The sequence below is a fragment of the Nonomuraea sp. NPDC050790 genome (genome assembly GCF_044456745.1).
Classification (GTDB): domain Bacteria; phylum Actinomycetota; class Actinomycetes; order Streptosporangiales; family Streptosporangiaceae; genus Nonomuraea.
Map to the genome: position 1 here is coordinate 704119 of NZ_JBITGF010000005.1, position 25471 is coordinate 729589.

The following is a 25471-nucleotide window of genomic DNA, read 5'->3' on the forward strand; positions in this document are numbered from 1 at the left end:
GCGGCGAGCACTGACGATCCACCGCTGATGTGCATTTGCCGAACACTGTTTGGCATAACCGAACAGCTTGGAAGGACGATAAACAGGCCAAGCCCTGGGTGTCAATGACAAAATCCGCTAAGCTGTTCGGCCGTGACGAACACTCCTGCTGAGGATTCGCGATATTGGGTGCGGAGCGTGGCCCGTGCCGCCGAGGTTCTGGAGGCTCTGGGCAAGAGCGACGGCGGCGTGAGCGTGACCGATCTGGCCGCCGCCTGCGGGCTGAGCAAGAGCGCCGCCTTCGCGACCCTCTACACGCTGCGCCAGTACGGCCTGGTGGCCGACGACGGCGAGGGCATGAACCGGCGTTACCGGCTCGGCATGGCGCTGGCCAGGCTCGGCTCGCGCGCCCAGGACCAGCTCAGCCTGCGGGACGTGGCCAGGCCCGCGCTGGTCGAGCTGACCCGGCAGACCGGGATGAACTCCCGCCTCGCGGTGCCCGACGAGGGCCAGGCGGTCGTCGTCGACCAGGTCAGCAACGGCGAGCGCATCCAGGTCGACCTGCGCATGGGCACCCGCGAGCTGCCCCACTGCACCGGGCTGGGCAAGGCGCTGCTGGCCGAGATGGACGACGAGCAGGTGGCGGCGCTGGTAAGGCGGGTCGGCCTGCCGTACCGGACGAATCACACGATCACCGAGCTGCCGGTGCTGCTCGCGCACCTCAAGACGGTCAGGGAGCTCGGCTACGCGGTCGACGACGAGGAGGACGCCGACGGGATCTTCTGCATCGGCAGCGCGCTGCGCGACCACACCGGCGCCTGCGTCGGCGCGATCAGCATCACCTCGCTCAAGCGCGACCTGCCCGCCTGGCGTTATCAGGAGCTCGGCCGCCAGGTCAGGGCCACCGCCGAGCAGATCTCACGGGAGCTCGGCGCTTGACAGAACCCACGGACGCTGTCTAGCGTCCACGGCTAATCGTTTCGGGCGCATCACTGGCTCCCGCCGCCGCAGCCCCGGCGCCGGGATGTACGGCCAGCAGCACCGCCGCCTGCACGCCTCATTGCGTGTCGCCCGGCCTTCCACCCCCTTTGAGGCCAGAACCATGAAACAGGTGGCCAGCGTCGCGCGCCTTCTCACGCTCGACGCTTCCAAACTCGCCGACGGCACGGTGCTCCGTGTCGCCGGCCACCGCGCCGCGGGCGACGGCGGCGGCATGCTCGTCCGCTGGGACGCGCGCTCGACCGCCGAGGTGAACGGCGGCACCGTACTGGGCCGCGCCCGCAGGGGCCGCTGGCTGCAGATCCACGACGGATGCCTAGATTTCCGGAAATTTGGCATCTTCGACGCCAAAACCCCCGCAGACGCCGCCCTCGACGCCATGGTCAACGACCCCAGCGTCACCCGCATCGAAGCCCACACCGACCTGAACTTCACCAAACGCCACACCCTCCGCCGCTCGGACCTCGTGCTCGACTTCGGCGGCCACCTGATGACCACCGAGGGCATCGAGAAGAACTCCCACGACAACCCCTTCGGCGCCGTCCTGTTCTTCCAGGGCGAGCGGACGAAGACCACCCACGTCCACAAGCTCACCCAGGTCATGCCCGACCTGTCCGACGTCTTCGAGGTCGGCGACTCCGCCGGGTTCGCGGTCGGCCAGTGGTGGGCGGTCGAGGTGGACGCCCTCGCCGGGACGTACGAGCGCGAGCTCCAGCGCCTGGTGCAGGTCACGCAGGTCGTGGACAGCACCCACGTCCGCGTGAACTACAAGAACGGCTGGGAGCTGGCTCCCGGCCGGACGCTCACCTGGACGCGCGTAATACCGGTCGAACGCGTCCAGGTGAGCGGCCTCCGCTTCACCGGCGTCCCGGGCGGCGACCAGTACACCGGTTCCCACCCGCTCGCCTTCGAGTACGCCGTCCACTGCGACGTCGCCGACGTCCACGCCGAGGGCTCCTTCTGGCCGGTGATCATGCGCCGCTGGTGCACGTTCTTCCGTACCGAGCGCTGCAGCCTCAAGAACCCGCCCACCGTCATGTACGGCGGCGCCGGCTACCTCACCCAGCAGATCTACTGCCTCTACGGCCACGTGGCCGACTGCACCACCTCCAACGTCCGCCACCTCAACGACTTCACCGCCAGCGCGTACTGCACGGTCGAGAACTGCCACGGCGACGGCGACGACGAGGGCGGCAACCCGTTCACCACCCACGGCCAGTACGAGCACGACCTGGTCTTCACCGGCAACTCCGGCCTCATGGACCTGGCCAACAGCGGCGCCCTGTGGGGCACGAGCGCCAAGCGGATCACGGTCAGGAAGCATCTGTGCTCGTGGTTCGTGGCCGGAACCAAGATCACGGACCTGACGCTGGAGGACGTCAGGGTCATCCCGCGCTCCACCTTCGACCCGGCGGGAACGCTCCAGGTGAACGCCGACGGCCTGCGGATGAGCGGCTGCTCGGCCAGGACGTTCGCGATCGGCCAGCGCTCCAGCCGCTCCACCCGGCCCAACGTGATCGAGGGCTGCTCGTTCGAGCTGCCCAAGGGCCAGGTGGTCGTGCAGACCCCGGTCACGAACGCGGTGCACTTCAAGGACTGCGTCTTCACCGGCGTCGACGGCGCGACCCTGCGCGGCCCCGGCCCGCTCACGTTCACCGGCTGCGTCCTGGACGGCGCCGGCCCCGTCCACCTGGGCTCGGCGAGCGTCACGGTCAGGGGCGGGCGGGTGCGCGGCACCCCGATCCAGCTCACCGCGCTGCGCGACCAGGTGCTCACGCTGGAGGGCGTCGAGCTGGAGAACTCCCCGCTGACCAGGGCGGACGGGCCCGGCGCCGTCACCTGGGTGCTGTCCGGCGTGCGCAGCCGCGCCGAGCGGGCCCACCTGGAGCTGACCGGCGGCCGGAACCGCTACCTGGCCACCGGCTCCGCCTTCACCGGCGGCACACTCAGCCTGACCGGAGCCGCGGAGGTCCTGCACACCGGCTGCGCCGAGGACGGCGTCGAGCGCCGCCTACCTCCGCCGGGCCCGCGCGTGCTGGTCAGCCACACCATCACGCTCTGAGCCGATCACCCCCACTCCTAGCAAGGAACCACCCATGGAACGTCGTGACATCCTGCGCGCCTCCGGCCTGGCCGCCGCGGGCACCCTCCTGCTCGCCCAGCCCGCGCACGCCGACCCCGGCAAGAAGCCCAAGGAGGAGGTACGCGCTGCCGCCACCGTCGCCGAACTGCTCGCCTTCGAGGCGTCCAAGCCGGCCGACGGGACGCTGGCCCAGGTCGCCGGCTACCGCTCCCCCGGCGACGGCGGCGGCATGCTCGTCCGCTGGGACGCGAACTCCACCGCCGCCGCCAACGGCGGCACCGTCCTCGGCACCGCGGCGAAGGGCCGCTGGCTGCAGATCCACGACGGATGCCTAGATTTCCGGAAATTTGGCATCTTCGACGCCAAAACCCCCGCAGACGCCGCCCTCGACGCCATGGTCACCGACCCCAGCGTCACCCGCATCGAAGCCCACACCGACCTGAACTTCACCAAACGCCACACCTTCTCCCGCTCCGGCCTCGTGCTCGACTTCGGCGGCCACCTCATGACCACCGAAGGCATCGAGAAGGCGGGCGCCGACGACCCGTTCGCGGCCGTGCTCCTGTTCCGCGGCAAGGTCACCGAGACCAAGGTCACGCACAGGCTCACCCAGGTCATGCCCGACCTGTCCGACGTCTTCGAGATCGGCGACTCCGGCAGGTTCAAGGTCGGCCAGTGGTGGGCGGCCGAGGTCGACCAGGGCGCCGGCCGCTGGGAGAAGGAGCTGCAGAAGCTCGTCGAGGTCACGCAGATCGTCAGCCCGACGCAGATCCGGGTCAACTACAAGAACGGCTGGGAGCTGAAGGCCGGCCGGAGCGTCACCTGGACGCTGGTCGAGCCCGTCGCCCGGGTCCACGTCCGCAACCTGCGCTTCCGCGGCGTCACGCCCGGCGACCAGTACACCGGCTCGCACCCGCTCGCCTACGAGTACGCCGTCCACTGCGACGTGGAGTCCATCCACGCCGAGGGCAGCTTCTGGCCGGTGATCATGCGCCGCTGGGCCACGCACTTCCGCACCGACCGCTGCACGCTGAAGAACCCGGCCAGCGTGACGTGGGGCGGCGCCGGCTACCTCACCCAGCAGATCTACTGCCTGTACGGGCACGTCTCCGACTGCCACGTGGCCAACTCCCGCCACCTCAACGACTTCACCGCCAGCGCGTACTGCCTGGTCGAGAACTGCCACGGCGACGGCGACGACCAGGGCCCCTTCGTCACCCACGGCCAGTACGAGCACGACCTCACCTACACCGGCAACTCCGGCCTGATGACCTTCGCCAACTCCGGCGCCGCCTGGGGCTCGGCGGCCAAGCGCATCACCGTGCGCAAGCACGTGTGCTCGTGGTTCGTGGCCCGGGTGAAGATCACCGACCTGACGCTGGAGGACGTCCAGGTCATCGGCAAGCCCACGCTCAACGGCTCGGGCATGATCTGGGTCAACGCCGACGGCGTGCAGATGCGCGGCTGCTCGGCCAGCCACACGCTGATCGTCTCGCAGCAGTCGAAGCTGTCGGCCCGCCCCAACCTCATCGAGGGCTGCACGTTCACGCTGCCCGCCAAGAGTGAGATCACGCAGGCCGGCGTCACCAGCCCGGTGCACATCAGCCGATCGGTCCTGAACGGCCTGGACGGCAACACCTTCAACGGCGCGCAGACGGTCTTCACCCACGTCGTCTTCAACGCCGCCCAGAACGCCGCGCCGCTGACCTTCGCCGGCTCGGCCACGCTCACCGGCTGCACGCTCAGCGGCCTCGGCGTGCGCGCCGCGGGCAAGGCCGACCAGCGCCTCCGGCTCGACGGCGGCACCGATCTGTCCGGGGAGGGCGCGCTGCTGTCGCGCGCGGAGCCGGCCGGCCTCGTGTCCTGGGAGCTGTACGGCATGCGCAGCCGTACCACCGGAGCCCACGTCCACCTGGAGGCGGGGCGCAACCGCTACACCGCGACCGGCTGCCAGTTCAGCGGCGGCCGGCTCACGATCAAGCAGTTCGAGCTGGTCCAGCACACGGGCAACGTCGAGGAGGCGGTGACCAGGGAGCTGCCTGCGGACGGCCCGAAGGTCCTCACTTCCGGAAATTTGGTGATCTAGGTGCGGAAAGTCACACTGGCCGTCGCGGGCGCCGGCAACCGGGGGCAGACCTACGCCGCCTGGGTCGCGGCGCACCCCGGCCGTGCCGAACTCGTCGCGGTCGCCGACCCCGACCCGGCCAGGCGCCGCGCGATCGGCGCGGGCCACCCCGGCGTCAGGGAGTTCGGCGACTGGCGGGACCTGCTCACGGAGCGGGTGGCCGACGCGGTCATCCTGTCCACCCAGGACCGCATGCACGTCGAGCCGGCCATCGCGCTCGCGGACGCCGGCTACGCGCTGCTCATGGAGAAGCCGCTGGCCCCGACCGAGGAGGAGTGCCGGCGCATCGTGCGCGCGGTGTCGGCGTCGGGGGTGCTGTTCGCGGTCTGCCACGTGCTGCGCTACACGCCCTACACCGAGTTGGTGAAGCGGATCGCCGGCAGCGGCGTGCTGGGCGAGATCATGAGCGTCGAGCACCTGGAGCCGGTCGGCTGGTGGCACCACGCCCACTCCTACGTGCGCGGCCCCTGGCGCAGCGAACGGCTGGCCAGCCCGATGCTGCTCGCCAAGTCCACGCACGACCTCGACTGGCTCACCTACGTCACCGGCCGCAGGATCGAGCGGGTCTCCAGCTTCGGCTCGCTCGGCCACTTCCGCCCCGACCGGCGCCCGGCCGGGGCGGCCGACCGGTGCCTCGACTGCCCGATCGAGCCGGCCTGCCCGTACTCGGCGCCCAAGCTCTACCTGGACCGCGGCTACGACTGGCCGACCAGCGTGCTCGGCGGCACCGAGGCAGAGGTCATGGCCGCGCTGCGCTCCGGCCCGTACGGCAGGTGCGTCTACGCCTGCGACAACGACGTGGTCGACCACCAGGTGCTGGCCATGGAGCTGGAGGGCGGGGCCACCGCCACGTTCACGATGACCGCCTTCACCGAGCAGACCCACCGGCAGACGAAGATCTTCGGCACCCACGGACGGCTCGTCGGCGACGGCGAGTCGGTCCAGGTGCTCGACTTCCGCGACGGCCGTAACACCGGGTGGGAGAGCGCGAGCACCGGGTCGAACGCCGGCGACGGCCACGGCGGCGGCGACGCCGGCGTCATGGACGCCTTCGTGCGCGCGCTGGCCACCGGCGAGCGCTCGTACGTGCGCTCGGACCACACCGAGTCGCTCCACAGCCATCTCGCGGTCTTCGCCGCCGAGCGGGCCCGTCACACCGGCACGGTCGTCACCGTGCCCCGTTCATAGAAGAGGAAACGATCATGCGACCTCGCGCACTGGCAGCCGCGCTGCTCGCCGTCGGAACGCTCGCCGCCTGCGGCGGGTCCGGCGGTGACGGCAAGCAGACCGTGACCATGTGGATCTACCCCATCATCGCCGACCAGGCCAAGCACCAGGCGTTCTGGGACGGCCAGGTCAAGGCGTTCGAGTCGGCCAACCCGAACGTGGACGTCAAGGTCGAGATCTACCCGTGGGCCAAGCGGGACGAGGCGCTGTCCACGGCGATCGCCGGCAACAAGGCGCCCGACGTGGTCTACCTCATCCCCGACCAGCTCCCCAAGTACGTCAAGACGCTGGAGCCCGTCGACCCCTACCTCGCCGACAAGGCCGGCTACCGGCCCAACGCCCTGACGGCGGTCACCGTCGGCGGCAAGGCCATGGGCGCGCCCATCCTCATGTCGGCCAACCCGCTGGTGTGCAACCAGAAGGCGTTCGACGCCGCCGGGGTGAAGGACGTGCCCAAGACGTGGGAGGACGTGCTGCGCCTGGCCCCGCGGTTCAAGGCCAAGGGCGTGGACGTCACCAACTACTGGGCCGACCCGGCCGCGACGCTCAACCAGTCGTTCTACCCGCTGCTGTGGCAGGCGGGCGGCGACGTCTTCACCGCCGACGGCAAGGCCAGCGCGTTCGGCGGCCCCGAGGGCGTCAGGGCCCTGACCTTCCTCAAGCAGCTCGCCGACGGCGGCTTCGTGGAGAAGGACCTGCTGACCGGCCTGCCCAAGTTCGAGCAGACGCGCACCGCCCAGAACAAGGTGGCCTGCACCTGGCAGCAGTTGCCCGCCGACGTCGAGTCGTTCTGGGGCAAGGAGAACATCAGGGTGGCGCCCCCGCTGACCGGCGCCAAGCAGGTCGCCTACGGCACGGTCGGCTCGCTCAGCATGCTCAGGGCGAGCGAGAATAAGGAGGCGGCGGGCAAGTGGATCGCCTTCGCCACCGGCGCCGAGCCGAGCAAGGCGTTCAACCTGGCCTCCGGCTTCTTCTCCCCGCGCACCACCACCGGCGCCCTGTACGCCGCCGACCCGGTCCAGTCCGGGGTGGAGAAGACGCTCGACCTGACCACGGCCGGGCCGCTGCACGAGAAGGCCCGTGACGTCATGGGCGTGCTCGCGCCGGAGATCCAGGCCGCGCTCATCGGCAAGAAGACGCCCGAGCAGGCGCTGGCCGACGCGACCAAGGCCGCCGACGCCCTGCTGGGCCGATGAGGTTCGCACTGCGCTGGGAGGCGCGGACCGGACTGCTGTTCGTCCTGCCGTGCCTCCTGCTCTTCCTGGCCTTCCGCTTCGGCCCGTCGATCGCGGGCGTGCTGCTCGGCTTCTTCGAGTTCGGCATCGGCGAGAGCCCCGCGTTCACCGGCCTCGACAACTTCCGCCGCATGGCCGGCGACCCGGTCTTCTGGGACTCGCTGCGGGTCACGCTGATCTACACCGTGCTCTACGTGCCCGTCTCCATGGCCGCCTCGGTCGGCATGGCGTTGCTCGTGCGCCGCTCCTTCCGCGGCGCGCGCTTCTTCCGCTCGGTCTTCTTCCTGCCGGTCGTCACCAGCCTCGTGCTCGCCGGAACCGTCTTCACCTGGCTGTTCTCCTCCGAAGGGCCGATCACCAAGCTGACGGGCCTGTCCTGGCTGGCCTCGCCGACGCTGGTCCTGCCCGCGCTGGTGATCGTCTCGGCGTGGTCCAGATTCGGGTACGGCATGCTCATCGTCCTGGCCCGCCTGCAGGATCTCCCCCGCGAGTTGGAGGAGGCGGCGCTGTCCGACGGCGCCTCGACCTGGCAGCGCTTCCGCCACATCGTCCTGCCCCAGCTACGCCCCGCGCTGTTCTTCGTGGCCGTCATCGAGACGACGAACTCCTTCCAGGTCTTCGACCTCGTCTACGTGATGACCGGCGGCGGGCCCGCGCACGGCAGCTTCACCCTCGTCATGGCGCTGTACGAGCAGGGGTTCAAGAACTTCGAGTTCGGCTACGCCAGCGCGATCGGCGTCGCCCTGTTCGTCATGACCCTCGTGGTGGCGCTGATCCAGCGCCTGATCATCGGGAGGAGCAAGTGACAGCGACCATGCCGGCCACGCGGCCGCCCGCCGTACGCCCGAAGCATCCGTCCTACAAGGCCCTGGAGCCCACGCGCGGCGGGAAGATCGCCAGGATCGTCCTGCTGGCGATCGCGACGCCGGTGACGCTCTTCCCCTTCTACGCGATGGTCGTGCTGTCGCTGAAGCCCGGGGCGGCCGTCACCTTCCCGCAGAGCATGCTGCCCTGGCCGGTCGACTTCAGCGCCTACGGCGAGGTGCTCGGCGGGCGTGACCTGCTGAAGTGGACGTTCAACACGCTGGTCTACTCCGTGGTGAGCGTGGTGGCCGTGCTGCTGCTGGCCTCGCTGGCCGGCTACGCCTTCGCCAAGAAGCGCTTCCCGGGGCGCGAGCCGATGTTCTGGTCGTTCCTGGCCATGGTCATGGTGCCCTACCACGTCACGCTGATCCCGACGTTCGTCCTGATCGCCCAGCTCGGCGGCGTGGACACCTACTGGGGGCTGATCCTGCCCACGCTCGCCAACGCGCAGGCGGTGTTCCTGATGCGGCAGTTCATCATGGGGCTGCCGGACGAGCTGTTCGAGGCGGCCCGGCTCGACGGCGCCTCCGAGTGGCGGATCTTCACCAGGATCGTGCTGCCGCTGTGCAAGCCGATCCTGGCCACGCTCGGGGTCTTCGTCTTCCTGTGGCACTGGAACGACCTGCTGTGGCCGCTGATCGTGGGAGGCAGCGCGGACATGCGCACGCTGACCGTCGGCATCGCCTCGCTGCACCAGGAGAACGTGCCGCTCAGCGTGGTGCTCGCCGGCGCCACCGTGGCGTTCGTGCCCATCTTCGCCGCGTACCTGGTCGGGCAGCGCTACTTCACGGAGGGCGTGACGATGTCCGGGATCAAGGGCTGATGATCAGGACCGCGGTCCCCGGCGACCGCGCGGCCCTCCACGCGCTGTGGGCCGCGTGCTTCGACGCGCCGCACCTCGTGCCGCTGTACGAGAGCGACCCCGGCCGTTACGGGCGCACCTTCGTCGTGCCCGGCCAGGACGGGCTGCTGGCCTGCGTGTACTACCTGCCGCGGCGCGTGCGCGACGGCCGCGGCGGGGTGCTGCGCGTTGGCGGCCTGGCCAACGTCGCAACCCGCCCCGACGCCCGCGGCCAGGGCCACGTCAGGCGGCTGCTGGCGGCCGCGGTGGCGGCGATGACCGCTGACGGCTGCGCCTGGTCGCTGCTGTTCACCGGCACCCCCGCGGTCTACTCCGGCTGGCGGGCGTTCGAGCTGCCGCTGGTCAGCGGGCCCCTGGCCGTGCCGCGCGGGCGGTGCGCGCCGTTGCGGGCCGCCGTCCCGGAGGAACTGGCCCCGCTGCACGAGGCGCACAACCGCCGCCGCCCGCTGACCACCGTCCGCGACGCCGCGCACTGGCGGGTCAGGGTGCCCCTCTGGTACGGCGAGCTCCTGCGCACCGACCACGCCTACGCCGCCGTGCGCTGGCACGCGGACGAACTGGAGATCCTCGAGGTCGCCGGTGACCTGGAGACCCTGCTGCCCGCCCTGGCCGGGGAGGCGCTGCGGCGCGGGGTCGGCACCGCCAGGGCCCGGCTCGGGTGGGCCGATCCGGCGGTGCCGTACCTGCTGGAGAGGGTGCGGCGGGGCGTGGACGGGACGGGCATGGCCCGCGCGCTGCTGGCCGACCCGGACCCCGTGGTGCGCGCGCCGAACGCGGCGCACTGGCCCGCGGACTACTTCTGAGCTACATGTTGACGGTGATCGTGTTGGACGCGCGGTCGTGCATGCCGCGGTTGTCGCGGTCGTAGATCACCGCGGGCACGGCCATGCACAGCAGCACGGTCCGCACGAACACCGGCAGCAGCCGCGGGATGCCGCCGTCCATGGCGACGACCTTGATCTTCATCAGCCGGTGCCCGAAGGTCTGGCCGAGGAAGCTCACGAGCAGCAGGTACTGCAGGGCGAAGATGAGCACCGGCGCCCACGGCGACCCGGTGGGGCTGATGCCCAGGATGAGCTGCGCGACGGCCCACGTGCAGATCATCCAGTCGATGACCAGCGCCGCGATCCGGCGTCCCCACCCGGCCACGGACCCGCTGCCGCGCTCGGGCAGCCCCAGCCGCTGACCCGGGTACCCGAGGTCGACCCCGGCGGCGCGCACGCCACCGAGCCAGGTCTGCGTCCAGCGCGGCTGCTTCTCACTCATGCCACCACGGTATCCGGCGGGGGCGCCGGTCGCGATTGTGACCCAATCGCGCTTCTGCCTGGGCGTTCCCGGCCGCATGATGTCTCCTCATGGACGACCTCGACGCACGCTTCCAGGAGCTGGTGTCCCAGATCGGGAAGGACGAGCAGCGCAGGATGCGCGAGTCCGCCACCCGGGACGCCCGCCAGGCGGCGCCGCGAGGGTCCCGGCGGCCGTCCCGTTCCCGGCGCTGGGCGCTGGCCCTCGTCCTGGTCCTGGCCGTGCTGGTCGCCGCGGGCAGCGTGCTGGTCTTCCGTCCCGAACTGCTGACGCCCGAGCCCGCGGAACAGCGGATCCAGCCCGCGCGGCAGGCCCCTTAACACTCGCGAAACAAACGAGACACGGCCTGGAAATCGCCTCCCCCTACCGTCGGGCTGATACCCGTCCCCAGGGAGGTTCGAGAGTGTTCAGCTCCGCCGACGACGTCCTGAAGTTCATCAGGGACGAAGGGGTGCAGTTCGTCGATGTCAGGTTCACCGACCTGCCGGGGACGACGCACCATTTCACCTTCCCGGTCGAGAACTTCGACGCGAACGTCTTCACCGACGGCCTCATGTTCGACGGCTCGTCGATCCGCGGGTTCCAGGCCATCCACGAGTCGGACATGCTGCTCCTGCCCGACCCGACGAGCGCGGTCGTGGACCCGTTCCGCCAGCACAAGACGCTCAACATCAACTTCTTCGTGCACGACCCGCTGACCGGCGAGGCCTACAGCCGCGACCCGCGCAACGTGGCCCGCAAGGCGGAGGAGTACCTCAAGGGCACCGGCATCGCCGACACGGTCTACTTCGGCCCCGAGGCGGAGTTCTACATCTTCGACGACGTCCGCTTCGAGACGAGCGCGAACGCCGGCTACTACTACATCGACTCCATCGAGGGCGCCTGGAACACCGGCAAGGCCACCGAGGGCGGCAACCTGGGGTACAAGCCGCGCTACAAGGGCGGCTACTTCCCGGTCCCGCCGATGGACCACTTCACCGACCTGCGCTCGGAGATGGTCCGCAACCTCATCGAGTCCGGCATCGACGTCGAGATGCAGCACCACGAGGTCGGCACCGCGGGCCAGGCCGAGATCGACTTCAGGTTCGGCACCCTGCTCAAGACCGCCGACAACCTGATGCTCTACAAGTACATCATCAAGAGCACCGCCCTGGAGTACGGCCACACGGTCACCTTCATGCCCAAGCCGATCTTCGGTGACAACGGCTCCGGCATGCACTGCCACCAGTCGCTGTGGAAGGACGGCTCGCCCCTCTTCTACGACGAGGTGGGCTACGCGGGCCTGTCCGACACCGCCCGCTACTACATCGGCGGCCTGCTGAAGCACGCGCCCTCGCTGCTGGCCTTCACCAACCCGACGGTGAACTCCTACCACCGCCTGGTGCCCGGCTACGAGGCCCCGGTCAACCTGGTCTACAGCCAGCGCAACCGCTCGGCGTGCGTGCGCATCCCGATCACCGGCTCCAACCCGAAGGCCAAGCGCATCGAGTTCCGGGTGCCGGACCCGTCGTGCAACCCGTACTTCGCCTTCGCCGCCATGCTCATGGCCGGCATCGACGGCATCCGCAACAAGATCGAGCCGCCGGAGCCGGTCGACAAGGACCTCTACGAGCTCCCGCCGGAGGAGGCCCGCAACATCCCGCAGGTCCCCGGCTCGCTCACCGACGTCCTGAACGCTCTTGAGGCCGACCACGACTACCTCCTGGAGGGCGGCGTCTTCACGCCCGACCTGATCGAGACGTGGATCGCCTACAAGCGCGAGAACGAGGTCGACCCGATCCGCCTGCGCCCCCACCCGCACGAGTTCGAGCTTTATTACGATGTGTAAGTGATCGGTCACTCGGCGTCGGCCGCGGTGGTCAGGCGGGCTCGGGCCTGTTCGATCACCAGGTGGCCGGCGCCGAGGACCGTTTCCGCGGTCGTCAGGACCTCCGCGCACAGGGCGCGGGCGGCGGCGGGGTCGCCGGTCAATGATAGAAAGTCGGCGAAGGCCAGCTTGGTCTGCAGCGTGAAGACGTTGTCGGCGCCCAGGACGCGCTCGTAGGCCGTGACGCAGGATCGGTACAGATCCCTCGCCCGCTCGTCGTCTCTGGAGTTTCCGACCACCATCGCCAGTCCGCGCAGGACCATCAGCGTGTCGGGGTCGTCCTGGCCGAGTGCCCTCGCGCTGTCCGCGAGGACCGACTCCATGAGCGTGATCGCCCGCTCATACTGGCCGGCGTGGCCGGTCGTCAGGGCGAGCAGGGCGCGCCTGCCCAGCGTTGTCCGGTGCGCGGCGCCGAGGACGCGCGCGTGTTCGGCCACCGCGTGCTCGTGCAGGGGCAGGGCCTCGGCCGGGGCGTGGTTCAGGCTGTGGACGTCGGCCAGGCCCGCGTACGACCTGAGGGTGCCGGGGTGGTCGGGGCCCAGGACGCGCACGGAGTCGGCGATGGTCTGCTCGAACAGCTCCGCCGCCCGCTCGGCGCGGCCCAGGTGGCTGTAGGAGAAGGCCAGGTCGGCGCGGGCGTTCAGGGTGATCTCGTGGTCGGGGCCGAAGTCGCGTTCGAAGTCGGCGACGCACTGCTCGTAGAGGGCGACCGCGTCGGCGTTGCTGGAGTGGCGGGCCCGGTGGCTCACGCCCAGGTGCCGCAGCAGGGCCAGGATCGGCTTGCGCCGCTCGCCCACGTGGGCGTACACGGCCTCCGTCTGGGCGACGAACGACTCCCATCTTCCGCGGCTCACCCCGATGTCCCGTGGCCGGTACGCCTCCAGGAGGCCGGTGGCGCGGTCGAGGGCGCGGCCGGCGGCCTCCGGGTCGCGTTCCCTCAGGACGCGCTGCGTCACCCGGTGCACCACCACGGACCGGCGGTCCTGGCTCCAGGCCAGCAGCGACCTGCGGACCAGGGCGGCCAGGAGGTCCAGCGCGGCGTCGTCGGCCTCCGGGCAGAGCAGATCGCGCGCGACGCCGTCGGGCGAGAGCACGGACAGCGCGTCGAGCACGTCCCCGGCGCCGCCGATCTCGGCCTCGGCCGCCTCCACCGCCAGGATCACCGCCTGCACCGCGCTGTCAGGGTAGGCGTCGCCCGCGACGCCGCGCAGGCTCCTGGCCAGCGGCACGCGGCGCAACGTGGCCAGGTAGGCGGCGTAGGTGGAGCCGCGTTCGTCGATGAGGGCGGCCGCCTGCGCGAGGGCCAGGGCCAGGTGGCCCAGTTCGCGGGCCAGGACGGCGGCGCCCGCGGGATCGCCCAGCCCGGTCGCCCGCTCCAGGAAGGCGACCGCCTCGTCCTCGGTGAACACCTCCACCGGCACCCGCGTGCCCATCCGGTCGAACGCGCGGTCCCTGGTGGTGATCACCGTCCGCGTGGATCCGGTCGCGGGCACCCAGCGGCGCAGCTCGCGTACGCCGGTCGCGTTGTCGAAGACCACGAGGCAGGGCTCGCGGGCGGCGGCCAGCCAGTCGCGGGCCTTCTCCGCGGCCTCCTCCCAGGAGTCGCGGTCGGCGCGCAGGCCCAGCCGGTCGGCGAGGCGGCCGAGCCCGGCGACGATCTGGTCGTGGGTGTCGGCGTGGACCCAGGCGACGACGGCGAAGGCGGCGGCCTGGCACTCGCGGGCGTACGCGGCGGCCATGGTCGTCTTGCCGACGCCCGGCGCCCCGCTCATCGAGCGGACCACGCTCACCCGGTCCTCGCCACGCAGGCCGTCCATGATGGCGGGACGCTCCTGGAAGGCGGCGGGGGGCTGCGGGATGTCGCCCACGACGAGCGGCCCGGCGAGCGGCGCGGACGCCCCGAGGTGCACGGTGTTGTGGTCGCCGGTGATGACCACGGCGCGCTCGCCGACGGAGCCGGCGGCCACGGCCCGATCGCCCGCCGCGTCCTGGGTCATAGCCCAGTATGGACATTCTGCGGGTCTGTCGCAGGCCCGTTCCGCGCATCGCATTGCGGGCCCGGCGCGCTGGGTGTATCAAGGCGCGGGGTGATCCATTTTGCTGTCTCTTTACGTTGATCTCGCGATCGGGTTGATCCTGTCGTTCCTGCTGCTGTCGTTGCTGGTCAGCGGCATCAACGAGGGGATGGTGCGGCTGCTGGCGATCCGCAGCAAGTTCCTGTGGGCGTACCTGCGCGACACCTTGGACGGCTCGGCCGGCGGCAGGGCGTGGCTGCCCGCAAGGATCCGGGACGTCTTCACGGCGCTGCCGTTCCTGCGCGACCCGAGGCCCAAGCACAGCGACCAGCCCGCGCCGGTGGAGTCCACGATGCCGGCCCACGAGTCGGCGGGCGACGACGCGATCACGAAGGTCCTGTACGAGCGGGTGCGCGAGATCGACCACCCCAAGTCCGGCAAGACCAGCATCTCCAACATCCCGCCCGCCCGCTTCGCCATGGCGCTGATGGAGCTGGCCGCGACCGACCCCAACGGCGTCGAGGGCTGGCTGGCCAAGCTCAAGGCCATGAAGAGTCCGCTGTACGGTCACCTCATGGGCGTCTGGGAGGGCGCCCAGCGCGACCTCGACCGCTTCCGGCAGGGCGTCGAGACGTGGTTCGACGGCGAGATGCAGCGCCTGTCGATGCTGTACAAGCGCTACGTGAAGTGGGTCATGGCCGCGCTCGGGCTCGTGGTGACGCTGATGTTCAGCATGGACGGCCTGGAGTACGCCAAGACGCTGCTGCGCGACAACGCCCTGCGCGCGGGCGTGGCCGCGGTGGCGGCGGGCGACCCGGCCACCGTCAACGAGCTCAAGGCCAAGTGCACCGAGAACATCCGGCTCACCGACTGCCTCACCGAGACGCTCAGCTCGCCCGCGCTGGTCAAGATCTTCGACAACGCGATCATGAGCGTGAGCATCCCGGCCGAGGGCGATCCCAGCGTCCACTGGAACGGCGGCGTGTGGTGGGACCGCCTCACCACGCCGAGCCACTGGCCGGGGTTCCTGCTGACCTACGTGGCGCTGCTGTTCGGCGCGCCGTTCTGGTGGGACCTGTTCCGCCGCGTCACCGGGATCAAGGGCCGCCGATAGGATCGTCCTCGTTTCCGCCGTGAGGACTGCGCCCTTGATCGACGACTACGCCCGCACGATGGGCCGCCCGCCCGCCGCCCTGCGGCTGGTGCGCGGCGAGCACGCCGACGTGGTGCTCGACGACGAGGCCGGGCTGGCCTGGCGCTTCCCCCGCTACGGCGCCCCGGTGGAGCCGCTGGCCGAGCGGGTGCGCCTGGTGCGCGCGCACGGCCTGCCCGCCCCCGAGGTGGTGGAGGTGCGCGCCGACTGCCTGGTGACCCGCCTGCTGCCGGGCGTGCCCCTGTCCGAGCGGACGCCCGTGGACCCCGGCGCGCTGGCGGCACTTCTGCTGCGCCTCGCCGCCGTCCCGCACGACGGTGCCGCGACCTGGCGCGCGCAGTGGCCGGCCCTGGCCGACGAGGTACGGCGCCGCGTCGCCCCCCTCCTGTCCCCCGGGCCGCGCCGCAGAGCGCTGGCCGAGGTCGAGGCGGCCGTGGAGACGGCGGCGAGCGCGCCGGCCGGGTTCGTCCACGGCGACCTGGGCGGCGCCAACGTCCTGATCGACCAGGGACGGGTGAGCGGCGTCCTCGACTGGGACGAGGCCGGGGCAGGCGATCCGGCGGTCGACTTCGCGGCGCTGGCGGTCTCCTCGCCCGAGCCGGTCAGGCGGGCGCTGGCCATACGTTTCCCCGATCTCGCCGGGCGCGCGACGATCTACGCTGCGACCTTCGCCCTCCAGGAGGCCGTGCACGGCCTCCTGCACGAGGAGCCGGAGGCTGTGGAGGCGGGGCTTTCGTCCTATCGTTGAGAGGATGGACACTGAGCGACTGATCATGCGCCGGTGGCGTGCGGAGGACCGCGAGCCGTTCGCCGCCATGAACGCCGACCCGGAGGTCATGGAACACTTCCCGGCCGTGCTGACCCGGGCGCGCAGCGACATGATGATCGACCGTATGGAGCTGGGGTTCGAACGCGACGGGTACGGGCTGTGGGCGCTGGAGGTCCGGGAGACCGGGCGGTTCGTTGGATTCACCGGCCTGATCTACTGGGACTTCCCCGCCCATTTCACCCCCGCCGTCGAGATCGGCTGGCGGCTGACCCGGGACGCCTGGGGTCATGGCTACGCGACCGAGGCGGCCAGGGCCGCGCTGGCCTTCGGCTTCGGCACGCTGGGCCTGAAGGAGATCGTCTCGATGACCGCGGTGGCCAACGTGCGTTCGCGGGCGGTCATGGAACGCCTCGGCATGACCCGCGATCCCGCCGACGACTTCGACCATCCGAACGTGCCCGAGGGCAGCCCGGTCCGCCGTACCGTCCTCTACCGCCTGAGCCGCCCCTAGTCAGCCGGCCTCAGCGCACGGCCTGGCCATGCGCGCGGCCGGGCTCAGAGCGCGGGGGCTTAGGGCGCGCCGTCGCCGAACACGGTGTTGAAGGCCATCGTGGCCACGTCGCCTCTGGTGCCGCCCCGGTAGTAGCCGAGGAGCTCCTGGCCGACCCAGTCGCCGGCCACCAGTTCCCCGGCCCGGTCGGCGTCGGCCCCGGGGAAGAGCTGGGGCAGCAACCGGGCGGCGTGCACCAGCGCGAGGATCGCGGCGGTGCGCGGGGTGATCTCCGCGCCGTCGAGCCCGGCCTGGATCCGCGCCCGCACCTCCTGCTCGAAGGCGGGGTCGCCCTGCGGGTAGCGGGTGCTGGTGAACACGCCGAAGGTCCTGCGCCGGTCGGCCCGGAGCGCTCCCGCCTCGGCCAGCCCGGCCAGGATCGGTGCCGGGTCCTGCTCGGCGTGCAGCCTGGCGAACCACGTGCGCGGCAGGAGCGTGGTCTCGATCTCGCCGATCCTGGCCAGCACCGCGTCCAGCGCGGCGTCCCCGGTCGGCTCGCCGTCCAGCAGCAGGACGCCGCCGTCCTCGTCGAGCCCGATCCGCTGCCTGAGCGCGAGCTCCGACATCAGCGCGGCGACGAGGACGAGCTTGACCCGCTCCTCCTTGACCAGCGGCCGGCCGTCCTCGTCCCCGTGTGCGAGGAGCACGAACTCCTCGGCGATGCTCAACGTCATGCCCCGAGTGTGCACCCTGCCCCAGGGGCAGGTGCAGACGCGCCCGTCACCGGTCCCGGCTGACAAACGTCATGAGCCGTAGAAGACGCGTTCGACCACCTGGCGGGCGCGGCGGGTGACGCGGCGGTAGTCGTCGAGGAGGTCCTCGGAGCCGTCGGCCGGGTAGCCGAGGGTGCGGGCGATGAGGCGGCGTTCCGGCGCCCCGGCGGGCAGGCTGTCGCCGGGACGGCCCTTGGCCAGCATGATGGCGTCCCTGATGCGGGAGGCGGCCCGCCACGCCTCGGCCAGCACCGCCTCGTCGGCCGGATCGAGCAGCCCGGCCGCCACCGCCGCGCGCAGCGTCGCCAGCGTCCGGGTGGTACGCAGGCCCGGGTGCTCGTGGGCATGCTGGAGCTGCAGCAACTGGGCCACCCACTCCACGTCGGACAGCCCGCCTCGGCCCAGCTTCGTGTGCAGGGCCGGATCGGCGCCCCGGGGCAGCCGCTCGGCCTCCATCCTGGCCTTGAGCCGGCGGATCTCCCTGACCGCGTCCTCCCCCACGCCGCCCTCGGGATAGCGCAGCCCGTCGGCGATCGCGGTGAACTCCGCCCCCAGCTCCGCCTCCCCCGCCGAGAAGCGGGCACGCAGCAGAGCCTGCGACTCCCAGGGCGAGGACCATCGGGCGTAGTAGGCGGCGTAGGAGGCGAGCGTGCGCACCAGCGGGCCCTGCCTGCCCTCGGGCCGCAGGTCGGGGTCGATCAGCAGCGGCGGGTCGGGCGCGGGCAGGGACAGCAGCCTGCGCAGCTCGTTGGCCACCGCGAACGCGGCCTCCGACGCCTCCCGCTCGTCCGCGCCCGCGTGCGGCGAGTGGACGAACATGACGTCGGCGTCGCTGGCGTACGAGCACTCCATCCCGCCCAGCCGGCCCATCGCGATCACCGCGAAGCGGGTCGGCAGCGGGGCCCGGCGTTCCAGGGTGACCTTGGCCAGGGCCGCGTCGAGCGCCGCCTGGATGGTGACGTCGTTGAGCTCCGACAGGGCCACGCCCACCTGCTCGATGCCGACGAGGCCGGAGATGTCGGCGACAGCCGTACGGAAGAGCTCCTTGCGGCGCAGCGCGCGCACGGCGGCGACGGCGGCCTCGGCGTGGTCGTGCCGGGAGACAGCCGCGGCGGCCTCGGCGCGCAGCGCGGCGGCGGGGCGGGTGGCGAGCTCCTCGTCGGAGCCCAGCAGCGCGACGGCGTCGGGGGCGTTGGTGAGCAGGCCGGTGGCGTAGCGGCTGGTGCCCAGCACGCGGGCCATCCGCGCGGCCACGGCGGTCTCGTCGCGCAGCAGCCGCAGGTACCACGGCGTCGAGCCGAGCCGGTCGCTCACCTGGCGGAAGCCCAGCAGGCCCGCGTCGGGGTCGGGGGTGCCGGCGAACCAGCCCAGCATCACCGGCAGCAGCGTGCGCTGGATGGCGGCGCGGCGCGAGACGCCGCTGGTCAGCGCGGCGATGTGGCGCAGCGCGCCGGCGGGGTCGACGTATCCGAGCGCCTCCAGCCTGGCGACGGCGGCGGAGGTGGACAGACGCGCCTCGGTCTCGGGCAGCCGGGCGACGGCCTGCAGCAGTGGCCGGTAGAACAGCTTCTCGTGCAGGCGCCTGGCCTCCATGGCGTGGCGGCGCCAGCGCGTGGTGAACTCGCCCACCGGGTCCACCTGCGTGCCGAGCGCGCGGCCGAGCCGGCGCAGGTCCTCCTCGGCGCTCGGCAGGACGTGGGTACGGCGCAGCCGGTGCAGTTGCAGCAGGTGCTCGACCTGGCGCAGGAACGTGTACGCCTCGGCGAGCTGCCGGGCGTCCTCGCGGCCGACGTACCCGCCTCTGGACAGGGCCGCGAGGGCGGGCAGCGTGGCCCTGCGGCGCAGCAGCGGGTCGAGGCGGCCGTGCACGAGCTGCAGCAGTTGGACCGCGAACTCGATGTCGCGCAGCCCGCCGGGTCCCAGCTTGATCTGCCGCTCGCCCTCGGCCCGCACGTGCTCCTCGACGCGGCGGCGCATCGCCTGGACGTCCTCCACGAAGTTGTCGCGGGTGGCGGCCGACCAGACCAGGTCGTTCACGGCGGCGACGTAGGCGCCGCCCAGCTCCAGGTCGCCGGCCACCGGGCGGGCCTTGAGCAGCGCCTGGAACTCCCACGTCTTGGCCCAGCGCCGGTAGTAGGCCAGGTGGCTGGCGAGCGTGCGCACCAGCGGTCCCGACCGGCCCTCGGGGCGCAGTCCCGCGTCGACCTCCCACAGAGCGCCTTCCGAGGTGGCGGCCGAGCAGGCCCGCATCATCGCCTGGGCCAGGCGGGTGGCGGTGCGCAGCGCCTTGGTCTCGTCGGCGCCCTCGCGCGGCTCGGCCACGAAGACGACGTCGACGTCGCTGATGTAGTTGAGCTCGCGGGCGCCGCACTTGCCCATGCCGATGACGGCCAGCCGTACCGTGTCCAGGCCGTCGGGGGTATCGGCGCGGGCGATGGCGAGCCCCGCCTCCAGCGCCGCGCCCGCGAGGTCGGACAGCTCCGCGGTGACCTCGGCCGGTGCGGCCTGCCCGGTCAGGTCCCGCGCGGCCAGGTGGAGCAGCCGGGCGCGGTAGGCGACGCGCAGCGCCACCAGCGTGTCGCCCGCGGTGCTCGCGCGTGGCTCCCGCGCGTCGGGCTCTGCGCCGACCGCGCGCAGCAGCTCGGCGCGCGGTTCTCCCAGCTCGGGTACGGCCAGCAGCCCCACCTGCCCGGGATGGCGCACCAGGTGTTCCCCGAGCGCATCGCTCACGCCGAGGACGGCGAACAGGCGCTCGCGCAGCGGCCGGTCGGCGCGCAGGGCGGCCAGGACGGTGGCGTCGCGTTCGGCGAGCCGGGTGAGCGAGGTCAGCGCCAGATCGGGGTCGGCCACCCGGACCAGGTCCTCGATCAGCTCCTCCACGACGGCCGGAGCGGCGGGGAGCCCCTCCGCCAGGCGGGCGGCGCGGGCGCCGTCGGCGAAGCCGAGCTTGGCCAGGCGGGCTGCGGTGGACTCGATCCTGGGCACCCCTCCATCTTGACAGGTGGGCTCGGACAGCACCTAAAGTAAAACGCAACGTTGCGTTGTGTTTTAGGGAGGGCTCATGGTTCCGAAGACGGTGACGTGGGGATTGCTGGCCGCGTGGGCGGTGCACGACGCCGAGGAGCTGGTGACGATGGCCGGGTGGGTGCGCGACAACCGGGAGCGGCTGGAGGAGCGCTTCCCGCAGGTGCCCTGGGCGCGGCTGGAGGTCTCGCAGCGGCACGTGAACGTGGCGATCGGGCTCATGGCCGGGGTGATCGCCGGCGCCGCGGCGGACGGGGCGCGCACCGGCGGGCGCAGCCCGGTGTTCCAGACGGTGCTGGCCGGGTTCGGGCTGCACGGGCTGGTCCACCTGGCCCAGGCCGCGCTCACCCGCGGCTACACACCCGGGCTGGTGACCTCACCGCTGGTGGTGCTGCCGTTCGCCGCCTGGGCGTGGCGGCGGCTGAAGGCCGAGGGCGTGCCGGTGCGCGGGAGCGCGGCGGGGCTGCTGTGGTTCCCCGTGGTGCTGGGCGGGGTCCACGCGCTGGCCCACCTGATCACCCGGCCGCGGCGGCCTCGGGAGAACGACCGCTGGTTCTGACGACGGCGGCGAAGCCCTCGGCGAGGGGACGCCAGGTGGCGGCCATGGCCGCGTCGGCGGCGCGCACCTCGCCGGCCAGGACGGGGTCCTGCCCCGAGGCGGCGATCCACCGGTCGAAGATCTCCGGGGTCACCTCGGGGTGGAACTGCACCGCCCACGCGCTCTCGCCCAGCCGGTACGCCTGGTGGGGATAGCGCTCCCCGGTCATGAGGAGCGTCGCGCCCTCGGGCAGGACGGTCATGGCGTCGCGGTGGTACTGCGCGGCGCGGACCGTCCCCGCCAGGCCGGAGGCGGAGAAGAGGGGGTCGGCGACCGGCGCGAACGTCACCGGGCAGGCGCCGATCTCCAGCCCGGCGGCGCCGCGTTCGACGGTTCCGCCGCAGGCCAGCGTCATGAGCTGGGCGCCCAGGCAGATGCCGAGCACGGGCGTGCGCTCCTCGACCGACCTGCCGATCAGTGCGCGGGTGGCGGGCAGCCAGGGGTACGCCTCGTCCTCCCACGCGGCCATCTCGCCGCCGAGCACGATGAGGCCGTTCTCGGCGCGGTCGGGGATCGGGTCACCGAGGTAGGGGCGGACGACGTCGCAGGGCAGGCCGAGCCAGCCGGCGAAGTGGCCGAGGGGGGCGTCGGCCTCGTGTTCGATGACGGTGATCCGCATATCGCGTAATTTACCGGCAACTTTCCCCTGTTCAGCCGCATCCAAGACGCCATGGGGAAGTTGATCGACGGAGACCCTCGGCGGCTCGGCGCGTACTGGCTGGCGGGGCGGCTGGGCGCGGGCGGGCAGGGCGTCGTCTACGAGGGGTACGGCGAGGACGGCCGCCGGGTCGCGGTCAAGGTGCTGCACGGCGACCAGACCGCCCAGCTGGCCAGGGAGGTGCGGGCGGCCCGGCGGGTGGCCTCGTTCTGCATCGCCGAGGTGGTCGAGGCCGATCTGGAGGGGCCGCGGCCGTACATCGTGAGCGAGTACGTCGAGGGGCCGAGCCTGCGGGCGGCGGGGCGGCGCTTCGCGGGCGGCGAGCTGGTCCGGCTGGCCACGGCGGTCGCCACGGCGCTGACCGCGATCCACGACGCGGGGGTGGTGCACCGCGACCTCAAGCCGGACAACGTGCTGCTCGGGCCCGACGGGCCCCGGCTGATCGACTTCGGCATCGCCAGGACCGCCGAGATGTCGCTCACGACGACGGGGCTGGTGACCGGGACGCCCGCGTACATGGCGCCCGAGGTGTTCACGGGGCAGCGGGCGGGGGCGGCGGCCGACGTGTTCGCGTGGGCGGGCGTCCTGGTCTTCGCCGCCACCGGATCCGACCCGTACGAGGCCGGCAACCTGGGCGCGACCATGCACCGCGTGCTGTCGTCCACGCCCGACCTGAGCGTGCTGCCCGGCTCGCTGCGCCCACTGGCCGAGGCGGCGCTGGCCAAGGACCCCGCCGACCGTCCGAGCGCCCGTGAGCTGCTGCTCGCGCTCGTCAGCGGCGACACCCGGCTCGACGCCGCCCGGCTGAGCCGCGTCGGCGGCGACGACAGCGGCGATGGCGATGGCGACATCGGGCGGCTGCTGGCGGCGGGCGGGCGCGCGGCGGCGAGGATCGGCTCCGAGGCGCACGACCCGGCCCTGGGCGCGCTGGCCGAGGAGACCTACGCCCTGCTCGACCCGGCGGGCCGGGAGCTGGCCCCGGAGGTGTTCCTGCGGCTGGTCACGGTCGGCGCGCGCGGCGAGCTCACGGTACGGCAGGCCGCCCTGGCCGAGATCCTCGACGGCCGCCCCCCGCCCGAGGCCGCGGCGGCGCGACGCCTGCTGGAGGTCTTCGGCTACCTCCTGACCACCTCGGAGGGGGAGGTGTCGCTGGCCCGGCCGGCGCTCCCCCACGCCTGGCCCAGGTACCGGCGCTGGATCGAGGCAAACCGCGACGGCCTGGCCGTACACCGGGAGATCCAGGCCGCGGCGAGCCGGTGGGAGGCGGCGGGGCGCAGGGACGGCGACCTGTTCCAGGGCAGCAGCCTGGAGGGCGCGTTGCGATGGGCGGCCACCGCGCGCAGGAACATCACGCTGTCCACGGCCGAGCGCGACTTCCTCCAGGCGGCGGCGCGGCTGTCGCGCGAGCGGGCCAGACGCTCGCGGCTGGCCGCGCTGAGCCTGGCGGGGCTGCTGGTCATCGCGCTGGTGGCCGGCGGGCTGGCCGTCTACCAGGGACGGCTGGCCGACCGGCGGGCCGAGCAGATCGCCGGGCAGTTGCGCAGGTCGGAGGCCGACCGGCTGGCGACGCTGGCCGCCTCGACGCGGGGCACCGATCCCGTGCTGGCAGCGCTGTTCAGCGTGGCGGCGTGGAGGCTCGACCGGACGCCGCGCACCCGGGCGGAGCTGACGGTCTCCGCCAACCAGCGCGAGAGCGGCATGTTCCGCGACCCGGCTACCGGCCCGGACACGATGCGGGCCATCAGCGCGAACGGCCGCCTGCTGGTGAGCGTCGGCGACGGCGAGGCCCGCCTGTGGGACCTGCGGACGGGCCGGCGCGCGGGCGGGGTGCGCGCGCTGGGGCTCGGGGACGAGCCGGTGGGCGCGGTGGCGTTGTCGCCGTCCGGACGCACGCTCGTGGTCGCGACGGCCCGGCGCGCCCTCGCCTGGGCGGCGGACTCCGGCCGGCCGCTCGGGACACTGGAGTTCGCCAAGCCGTTCGACCTGGTCGACGAGTGGGTCGGGGTAGTCTTCCCGGCGGAGGACGCGCCCGTGGTCGTCGGGCCGGACCTGGGCGTCCGGTGGGACCTGCGCACGGGCGCGAGCGGGCCCTCCCGGGTGCGCGACGGCATGGTCTTCAGCCAGGACGGGCGCTGGCTGGCCGAGGAGGTCGGCTCCCCCGACCCGGAGCGGGTGCGCCTGACCGGGCGCGGGCGCGTGGAGGAGCTCGGCGACCTCGACGGCGCCGGCACGCAGGGCGTCTGGAACAAGGGCGCGCCCGTCTTCGCCGGCGACGGCCGGCTGGTGGCCACCATGGCGGAGGACTCGATCCAGTTCTGGCGGATGTCGGACACCCAGTTGCTCGCCTCGGTGCCGGTCAGGGGCCAGGCGGAGGACGCGACGCGGCCGGCGGGCGGCTTCGACGGCACCACCTTCCGCTACCTGCGGGCCGACCAGGTCTTCTCGCTCGACGTCGCCGACCTGCGCGGCGGGCGGGCCGGCCCGCTGGAGGTGGGCCAGCTCGCGCCCGGCGGCGTGCGGATGGCCACCGGCGGGCTCGACGACGGCGTGCGGATCCGGCGGGTCGCCGACGGCAGGCCGGAGGGCCCGGCGCTGGAGCTGGAGACGGCCCACTTCAGCCCGGACGGCCGCCTCATGGTCAGCACCGACGAGGACCGGCGCCTGGTGACGGTGGTGGAGGACGGCGCCGTCCACACGTTCACCCCGGACCAGAGGCTCGGGCCCGCGCGGGTCTCCGTCAGCCCGGACGGCGCCCTGCTCGCGCTGTCGCTGACCGGCCAGCGGGAGCACCGGGTCCAGGTCTGGGACTGGCGGGCACGCCGGATGCTGTGGCAGTCCAGCCACGACGATGGGCAGCTCACCGTCTTCTCCCCCGACGGCCGGCGGCTGGCCGTGGGCGGGCGGCAGGTGAGCGTGGTCGACGCCGCCACCGGCCGGCCGGCGGGCCCGGCGTTCGGCGGCAGCGGCACGGACGGCGCGGTCGCCGGCCTGCACTTCGACCGCGCGGGCGGCACCCTCTTCGTCATCGACACCCGCGAGCGCATGACCGGCTGGGACCTGACCGCCTTCCGGCGTACCGGCGCGGTCGCGGGCGGGGTCGGCGAGATCAGCGCGCGCTCGCCGCGCGAGGACGTGGTCGCCGCCTGGAACGCCGCCGACGGCAGGATCCGCCTGTACGAGCCGGTCAGCGGCACCACGCTCGCGACGCTGCGTGACACCGGCGGTTCCATGGACCCGCAGGTGCGCGAGGTGCTCTCGCTGGCCTTCAGCGCCGACGGCGCCACCTTGCTGGCACTGGGCCGCGACGGCCGCCTGAACAGGCATCCGGTGGCGCCCGCCGGCGTCGCCGCCGCCGTCTGCGCGCGGGCCGGCCGCTCGCTGAGCGAGGCGGAGTGGCGGGCCAACGTCAGTCCCGAGCTCCCCTACACGAAGATCTGCTCCTAGG

20 protein-coding genes are annotated in these 25471 nt (G+C 72.5%); 15 read left to right on the forward strand and 5 right to left on the reverse strand.

Going from position 1 to position 25471, the window contains the following annotated elements; translation table 11 throughout:
- Positions 1-177 precede the first annotated feature (177 nt).
- The 8 genes from ACIBEJ_RS28470 (at position 178) to ACIBEJ_RS28505 (ending at position 10177) form a co-directional block, all read left to right on the forward strand.
- Entirely contained in the window at positions 178-918 is a 741-nt protein-coding gene (locus tag ACIBEJ_RS28470) for an IclR family transcriptional regulator (protein WP_397185890.1), read from the forward strand.
- A 172-nt stretch (positions 919-1090) separates the two neighbouring features.
- Positions 1091-3040, forward strand: coding sequence for a hypothetical protein (locus ACIBEJ_RS28475; protein WP_397185891.1), 1950 nt, complete (start codon positions 1091-1093; stop codon positions 3038-3040).
- Between the two features lie 34 nt (positions 3041-3074).
- The gene (locus tag ACIBEJ_RS28480) at positions 3075-5147 is read left to right on the forward strand and encodes a hypothetical protein (protein WP_397185892.1); all 2073 of its coding nucleotides are present in this window, start codon (positions 3075-3077) and stop codon (positions 5145-5147) included.
- Positions 5148-6374, forward strand: coding sequence for a Gfo/Idh/MocA family protein (locus ACIBEJ_RS28485; RefSeq protein WP_397185893.1), 1227 nt, complete (start codon positions 5148-5150; stop codon positions 6372-6374).
- Positions 6375-6388: 14 nt separating this feature from the next.
- Positions 6389-7609: an ABC transporter substrate-binding protein gene (locus ACIBEJ_RS28490; protein ID WP_397185894.1), complete on the forward strand. Its 1221-nt coding sequence runs from the start codon at positions 6389-6391 to the stop codon at positions 7607-7609.
- The gene (locus tag ACIBEJ_RS28495) at positions 7606-8454 is read left to right on the forward strand and encodes a carbohydrate ABC transporter permease (RefSeq protein ID WP_397185895.1); all 849 of its coding nucleotides are present in this window, start codon (positions 7606-7608) and stop codon (positions 8452-8454) included. Before ACIBEJ_RS28490 ends, ACIBEJ_RS28495 begins: the two co-directional genes overlap by 4 nt.
- Positions 8451-9335 carry a carbohydrate ABC transporter permease gene (locus ACIBEJ_RS28500; protein ID WP_397185896.1) on the forward strand — a complete coding sequence of 295 codons (885 nt, stop codon included), beginning with the start codon at positions 8451-8453 and terminating at the stop codon, positions 9333-9335. The genes ACIBEJ_RS28495 and ACIBEJ_RS28500 overlap by 4 nt, the downstream gene beginning before the upstream one ends.
- Complete coding sequence (locus tag ACIBEJ_RS28505; RefSeq protein WP_397185897.1) at positions 9335-10177, forward strand: GNAT family N-acetyltransferase; 843 nt, start codon at positions 9335-9337, stop codon at positions 10175-10177. Before ACIBEJ_RS28500 ends, ACIBEJ_RS28505 begins: the two co-directional genes overlap by 1 nt.
- 1 nt (position 10178) lies before the next feature.
- On the opposite strand, the gene ACIBEJ_RS28510 is transcribed toward ACIBEJ_RS28505, so the two are convergent.
- On the reverse strand, positions 10179-10640 hold the full coding sequence (locus ACIBEJ_RS28510; RefSeq protein WP_397185898.1) for an RDD family protein: 462 nt from the start codon (positions 10638-10640) through the stop codon (positions 10179-10181).
- An 89-nt stretch (positions 10641-10729) separates the two neighbouring features.
- On the opposite strand from ACIBEJ_RS28510, the gene ACIBEJ_RS28515 reads away from it, so the two are divergent.
- Together ACIBEJ_RS28515 and glnA are read left to right on the forward strand one after the other, a co-directional pair.
- On the forward strand, positions 10730-10999 hold the full coding sequence (locus ACIBEJ_RS28515; RefSeq protein ID WP_397185899.1) for a hypothetical protein: 270 nt from the start codon (positions 10730-10732) through the stop codon (positions 10997-10999).
- Positions 11000-11082: 83 nt separating this feature from the next.
- Positions 11083-12507, forward strand: a complete 1425-nt coding sequence (gene glnA, locus ACIBEJ_RS28520; RefSeq protein WP_397185900.1) for a type I glutamate--ammonia ligase — start codon at positions 11083-11085, stop codon at positions 12505-12507.
- Positions 12508-12515: 8 nt separating this feature from the next.
- Here glnA and ACIBEJ_RS28525 read toward each other — a convergent pair whose 3' ends face one another.
- Complete coding sequence (locus ACIBEJ_RS28525; protein ID WP_397185901.1) at positions 12516-14543, reverse strand: tetratricopeptide repeat protein; 2028 nt, start codon at positions 14541-14543, stop codon at positions 12516-12518.
- Between the two features lie 100 nt (positions 14544-14643).
- On the opposite strand from ACIBEJ_RS28525, the gene ACIBEJ_RS28530 reads away from it, so the two are divergent.
- Genes ACIBEJ_RS28530 through ACIBEJ_RS28540 form a run of 3 tightly spaced genes read left to right on the forward strand, consistent with a single transcriptional unit; the run spans position 14644 to position 16994 of the window.
- Positions 14644-15675, forward strand: a complete 1032-nt coding sequence (locus ACIBEJ_RS28530; protein ID WP_397185902.1) for a hypothetical protein — start codon at positions 14644-14646, stop codon at positions 15673-15675.
- 34 nt (positions 15676-15709) lie between these two features.
- Positions 15710-16462 carry a phosphotransferase gene (locus ACIBEJ_RS28535; RefSeq protein WP_397185903.1) on the forward strand — a complete coding sequence of 251 codons (753 nt, stop codon included), beginning with the start codon at positions 15710-15712 and terminating at the stop codon, positions 16460-16462.
- A 4-nt stretch (positions 16463-16466) separates the two neighbouring features.
- Positions 16467-16994 carry a GNAT family N-acetyltransferase gene (locus ACIBEJ_RS28540; protein ID WP_397185904.1) on the forward strand — a complete coding sequence of 176 codons (528 nt, stop codon included), beginning with the start codon at positions 16467-16469 and terminating at the stop codon, positions 16992-16994.
- Positions 16995-17053: 59 nt separating this feature from the next.
- Here the strand turns inward: ACIBEJ_RS28540 and ACIBEJ_RS28545 are convergent, their stop codons facing one another.
- Both ACIBEJ_RS28545 and ACIBEJ_RS28550 read right to left on the reverse strand, forming a co-directional pair.
- Positions 17054-17707 (reverse strand): GPP34 family phosphoprotein, encoded by a 654-nt coding sequence (locus tag ACIBEJ_RS28545; protein ID WP_397185905.1) that lies wholly within the window; start codon positions 17705-17707, stop codon positions 17054-17056.
- 69 nt (positions 17708-17776) lie between these two features.
- On the reverse strand, positions 17777-20731 hold the full coding sequence (locus ACIBEJ_RS28550; RefSeq protein ID WP_397185906.1) for a bifunctional [glutamine synthetase] adenylyltransferase/[glutamine synthetase]-adenylyl-L-tyrosine phosphorylase: 2955 nt from the start codon (positions 20729-20731) through the stop codon (positions 17777-17779).
- 76 nt (positions 20732-20807) lie between these two features.
- Between ACIBEJ_RS28550 and ACIBEJ_RS28555 the strand changes: the two genes are divergently transcribed.
- On the forward strand, positions 20808-21329 hold the full coding sequence (locus ACIBEJ_RS28555; protein ID WP_397185907.1) for an HXXEE domain-containing protein: 522 nt from the start codon (positions 20808-20810) through the stop codon (positions 21327-21329).
- Here the strand turns inward: ACIBEJ_RS28555 and ACIBEJ_RS28560 are convergent.
- Complete coding sequence (locus tag ACIBEJ_RS28560; protein WP_397185908.1) at positions 21286-21987, reverse strand: type 1 glutamine amidotransferase; 702 nt, start codon at positions 21985-21987, stop codon at positions 21286-21288. The genes ACIBEJ_RS28555 and ACIBEJ_RS28560 overlap by 44 nt on opposite strands.
- Positions 21988-22038: 51 nt before the next feature.
- Here ACIBEJ_RS28560 and ACIBEJ_RS28565 point away from each other — a divergent pair, with 51 nt between their 5' ends.
- Entirely contained in the window at positions 22039-25470 is a 3432-nt protein-coding gene (locus ACIBEJ_RS28565; RefSeq protein ID WP_397185909.1) for a WD40 repeat domain-containing serine/threonine protein kinase, read from the forward strand.
- Position 25471: the final 1 nt, after the last annotated feature.